This is a genomic window from Mesorhizobium sp. M2E.F.Ca.ET.209.01.1.1 (assembly GCF_004010375.2).
Lineage (GTDB): Bacteria > Pseudomonadota > Alphaproteobacteria > Rhizobiales > Rhizobiaceae > Mesorhizobium.
On the sequence record NZ_SADP02000035.1, the window covers coordinates 12,701 to 17,700 of the forward strand.

The window sequence follows — 5,000 nt, forward strand, 5'->3', positions numbered from 1 at the left end:
TCTGCGAGATCGCGCGATGGGTATTGGCAATGAGAACGATCAAGTGCCTTAAGGGCAATTGGTGGATGCCTTGGCATGCACAGGCGATGAAGGACGTGATACGCTGCGATAAGCTACGGGGAGGTGCGAATACCCTTTGATCCGTAGATCTCCGAATGGGGAAACCCACCTAAGGTACTTGGAAAATCAGAGCGGCAGGATGCGACGATCTCTTTGGGATCGCGCGGTCTTGCCGCTGTGGTTTCCAAGTATCGCTAATAGGTAACTTATCCTGAATCCATAGGGATAAAGTGGCGAACGCGGGGAACTGAAACATCTAAGTACCCGTAGGAAAGGACATCAACCGAGACTCCGGAAGTAGTGGCGAGCGAACCCGGACCAGGCCAGTGGCGATTGAGAGACAAGCGGAACCTTCTGGAAAGTAGGGCCATAGCGGGTGACAGCCCCGTACGCGTAATGCGATCAATCGTCCTCGAGTAAGGCGGGACACGTGAAATCCTGTCTGAAATTGGGAGGACCACCTTCCAAGCCTAAGTACTCGTGCATGACCGATAGCGAACTAGTACCGTGAGGGAAAGGTGAAAAGCACCCCGACAAGGGGAGTGAAAGAGTACCTGAAACCGATTGCCTACAAACAGTGGGAGCCTGTAAGGGTGACCACGTACCTTTTGTATAATGGGTCAGCGACTTAGTGTGACGAGCAAGCTTAAACCGGTAGGTGTAGGCGCAGCGAAAGCGAGTCTGAACAGGGCGTTCAGTTCGTCGCATTAGACCCGAAACCGAGTGATCTAGCCATGAGCAGGCTGAAGGTAAGGTAACACTTACTGGAGGGCCGAACCCATAACTGTTGCAATAGTTCGGGATGACTTGTGGCTAGGGGTGAAAGGCCAATCAAACTCGGAAATAGCTGGTTCTCCGCGAAATCTATTTAGGTAGAGCGTCGACCGAATACCCCAGGGGGTAGAGCACTGGATGGGCTAGGGGTCCTCACCGGATTACCAAACCTAACCAAACTCCGAATACCTGGGAGTACTAGTCGGCAGACACACGGCGGGTGCTAACGTCCGTCGTGAAAAGGGAAACAACCCTGACCTACAGCTAAGGTCCCCAAGTTATGGCTAAGTGGGAAAGGATGTGAGGATCCCAAAACAACCAGGATGTTGGCTTAGAAGCAGCCATCATTTAAAGAAAGCGTAACAGCTCACTGGTCTAAATAAGGGTCTTTGCGCCGAAAATGTAACGGGGCTAAAGCCATACACCGAAGCTTAGGGTTCGTGAGCAATCACGAGCGGTAGCGGAGCGTTCTGTAAGCTGATGAAGCCGTACCCGTGAGGGGCGGTGGAGGTATCAGAAGTGCGAATGCTGACATGAGTAACGTAAGGGGAGTGAGAGACTCCCCCGCCGAAAGACCAAGGGTTCCTGCTTAAAGTTAATCTGAGCAGGGTTAGCCGGCCCCTAAGACGAGGCGGAAACGCGTAGTCGATGGGAACCACGTTAATATTCGTGGGCCTGGAGGTAGTGACGGATCACACAAGTTGTCCAATCTTATCGGATTGAACGGGCAGCGGAGTGGTTCCAGGAAATAGCTCCTCCTTATAGACCGTACCCGAAACCGACACTGGTGGTCAGGTAGAGTATACCAAGGCGCTTGAGAGAACTATGCTGAAGGAACTCGGCAAATTGCACGCGTAACTTCGGAAGAAGCGTGACCCTTTTCTGCGCAAGCAGGGGAGGGTGGCACAGACCAGGGGGTAGCGACTGTTTATCAAAAACACAGGGCTCTGCGAAGCCGCAAGGCGACGTATAGGGTCTGACGCCTGCCCGGTGCTGGAAGGTTAAGAGGAGGGGTGCAAGCTCTGAATCGAAGCCCCAGTAAACGGCGGCCGTAACTATAACGGTCCTAAGGTAGCGAAATTCCTTGTCGGGTAAGTTCCGACCTGCACGAATGGCGTAACGACTTCCCCGCTGTCTCCAGCATAGACTCAGTGAAATTGAATTCCCCGTGAAGATGCGGGGTTCCTGCGGTTAGACGGAAAGACCCCGTGCACCTTTACTATAGCTTTACATTGGCATTCGTAGTGGCATGTGTAGGATAGGTGGTAGGCTTTGAAGCCTGGGCGCCAGCTCAGGTGGAGCCACCCTTGAAATACCACCCTTATTACTATGGATGTCTAACCGCGGCCCGTTATCCGGGTCCGGGACAATGTATGGTGGGTAGTTTGACTGGGGCGGTCGCCTCCTAAAGAGTAACGGAGGCGCGCGATGGTGGGCTCAGAACGGTCGGAAATCGTTCGCTGAGTGCAATGGCATAAGCCTGCCTGACTGCGAGACTGACAAGTCGAGCAGAGACGAAAGTCGGTCATAGTGATCCGGTGGTCCCGCGTGGAAGGGCCATCGCTCAACGGATAAAAGGTACGCCGGGGATAACAGGCTGATGACCCCCAAGAGTCCATATCGACGGGGTTGTTTGGCACCTCGATGTCGACTCATCGCATCCTGGGGCTGGAGCAGGTCCCAAGGGTATGGCTGTTCGCCATTTAAAGCGGTACGTGAGTTGGGTTCAGAACGTCGTGAGACAGTTCGGTCCCTATCTGCCGTGGGTGTAGGAATATTGAAAGGATCTGTCCCTAGTACGAGAGGACCGGGATGGACGGATCTCTGGTGGACCTGTTGTGGCGCCAGCCGCATCGCAGGGTAGCTATATCCGGACGGGATAACCGCTGAAGGCATCTAAGCGGGAAACCCACCTTGAAACGAGTATTCCCTGAGAACCGTGGAAGACGACCACGTTGATAGGCCGGGTGTGGAAGAGCGGCAACGCTTGAAGCTTACCGGTACTAATAGTTCGATAGGCTTGATCGTTCTCATTACTTGTATCCATCAAGGCGCAATCCGAAGGATTGTCGCCACTCTCACTCACGCTTGTTCCCTCACGGGCGGCGCTACGTGGGTGCGGCGCAACAGCGCCGACGGTCGGTCGACCTTGCGAAGCTTCGCTTCGAAAGGCGCCAGGCTGAAATGAACATCCAGGGCACAACAAGGACCAGCGAACAGCCTAGAGAAGCAGCAAATAGGGTTCCCTATTGGCTACTCACTATTAGCTATTCGCTCAAAAAGCTTCTCGATTGAACATGCGTTTTGCCGACATGGTGGTTATGGCGGAGCGGCTGCACCCGATCCCATTCCGAACTCGGCCGTGAAACGCTCCAGCGCTGATGGTACTTCGTCTCAAGACGCGGGAGAGTAGGTCGCTGCCAGGTCTGCTAAACGCATGTTCAACCCTCATCTTCTCTCTACGATAAAGGCCCGCCAACGGGACCACGGGCCGCGAAAGCGGCCCTTTCATTTGGTGCGCCATCTGCCTATCTGTAAGCCAGCCTATCCGTAGGCTTGCGCTTACGTCCAAGAACGCAAGCAAACGCTTGCTCGTAGTCGCAAGCAAACGCTTGCTCGTAGGTGACGCGGGGTGGAGCAGCCCGGTAGCTCGTCAGGCTCATAACCTGAAGGTCACAGGTTCAAATCCTGTCCCCGCAACCAGATACAAGAACAGCCCGGCTCAATCCGGGCTGTTCTTGTATCCGGCTGCCGGTGGCCGGCTGATTTGAACTGTCATCGGGGGCCCGCAAGCAGGCAAAGCCGATGCCGCGGGACAGAAAAGCAAAATCCCGTCCCCGCAACCGCCCGCCTCGCGCGGGCGTTTTGTCTTTTGGCCGCCAGGGCCGGTCGTTCATCCTTGCTCACCGAATCCAGCAGGATCGCCGCGCGCCAGTTCCTCCAGATATGCACGCAGCAACCGCGGCTCACGACCCAGGATCGCACGCAGCGTCAGCGGGTTGCCGAGCAGCCCGTGGTGATCGTAGTGAGCGAACATCGCCCTCAAGCCCTGGGAAACGTCACCCAGGACACCGGGATCGCGGCGCTCCCCGATTTTGCGGCCCAGCACATCGCTCATCAGCGCGACGACCTCGTGTCGATCGAGTTGCCCGGGTGCGCAAAGTTCGAACGTGCCAAAAAGCAGCCGGTCTTCCGTCAGGGCTATCGCCGCGACCTCGGCGACATCCCGATAGTCGACCAGGGAGAAACGGGTCTCGGATGACCAAGGCTCCGCGAGCACGCCCTCCTTCACGACTTTGGGCCAGAATGCCGCATAGTTCTGAAAGTAGCGCGCCGGATGGAGGAACGTATATTCCAGGCCGGAGTTGAGAACCGCCTCCTCGACCGGCGCCTTGGCGACATGATTGACGAGGTCGGAGAGCACCGGATGGATCACGGCCGAGAACACGAATCGCCGTATACCGGCGTTGATGGCTGCCTTCACGACAGTTTTTCCCACGTCGGCCTCGCCGGGAATGAATGCCGGGGCGATGTAGAAGACGGCGCCGACATCCTTGAGTGCCGCATCCAAAGCTGGCCGATCGCGGAGGTCGCCGATGGCGACTTCGGTTGCGCCGTGACCACGCACCAGTTCAGCCTGTTCTGGCCTGCGGATGAAGGCACGGACGCGCGCGCCTCGCGTAGCAAGGGCGGGAATGACACTGCCTGCAAAATTTCCCGCAGCGCCGAAGGCGAGAATCATCATGATCACGTTCCTGCAAGTTCGTCACGGCCACCAGTGGCCCTCAACTCAATCTGGTTCCCGCGACTGAGATGTCACCGCGCCCGCCGGCCTTTTTTCGGGTGACGCCCAACGGGTGCACAAGATGAACTGGCGAAGGCGTGCCCGCGTTCCCAAATGCCCACTTGTGGGCCGGCTCGCCTCGGGCTTTCTTTGCTGACATGCGTTTACGTCCGAAATCTCGGTAACTATTCGTCCTTGGCGACCTCGAATGAATGCAACCAAACCGACGGAGAGAAAAATGCGGCAGGCGCTGATCGTATGGGGCGGCTGGGAGGGGCACGAGCCCGAGGCCGGGGCGCGCGTCGTCAAGGCGATGCTCGAGGAAGCAGACTTTGCCGTGCGCGTCGAGAACACGACCGCGGTCTTCGCCGACCCGGCGATC

2 protein-coding genes, 1 tRNA gene and 2 rRNA genes (1 of these 5 cut by a window edge) are annotated in these 5,000 nt (G+C 56.8%); 4 read left to right on the top strand and 1 reads right to left on the bottom strand.

Annotation, left to right across the window (positions count from 1 at the left end; genetic code table 11):
• Positions 1–37: 37 nt before the first annotated feature.
• The 3 genes from EN852_RS33515 to EN852_RS33525 all read left to right on the top strand — a co-directional run bounded on the left by EN852_RS33515 (position 38) and on the right by EN852_RS33525 (position 3,537).
• Positions 38–2,862 (top strand): 23S ribosomal RNA (locus EN852_RS33515).
• 283 nt (positions 2,863–3,145) lie between these two features.
• Positions 3,146–3,260 (top strand): 5S ribosomal RNA (gene rrf, locus EN852_RS33520).
• A gap of 200 nt (positions 3,261–3,460) precedes the next feature.
• Positions 3,461–3,537 (top strand) — tRNA-Met (locus EN852_RS33525).
• Positions 3,538–3,727: 190 nt separating this feature from the next.
• Here EN852_RS33525 and EN852_RS33530 read toward each other — a convergent pair.
• Complete coding sequence (locus EN852_RS33530; RefSeq protein WP_127880046.1) at positions 3,728–4,579, bottom strand: NmrA family NAD(P)-binding protein; 852 nt, start codon at positions 4,577–4,579, stop codon at positions 3,728–3,730.
• Between the two features lie 277 nt (positions 4,580–4,856).
• Between EN852_RS33530 and EN852_RS33535 the strand changes: the two genes are divergently transcribed.
• A protein-coding gene (locus EN852_RS33535; RefSeq protein ID WP_127880047.1) for a ThuA domain-containing protein crosses the window boundary here: on the top strand, positions 4,857–5,000 show its beginning. It continues 498 nt past the right edge of the window; only the first 144 of its 642 coding nucleotides appear in the window; its start codon is at positions 4,857–4,859; its stop codon lies beyond the right edge, outside the window.

What these genes read in the sequence shown, in the direction of transcription:
- EN852_RS33530 (WP_127880046.1), bottom strand. Translation starts at nt 4,579, where the DNA reads ATGATGATTCTCGCCTTCGGCGCTGCGGGAAATTTTGCAGGCAGTGTC.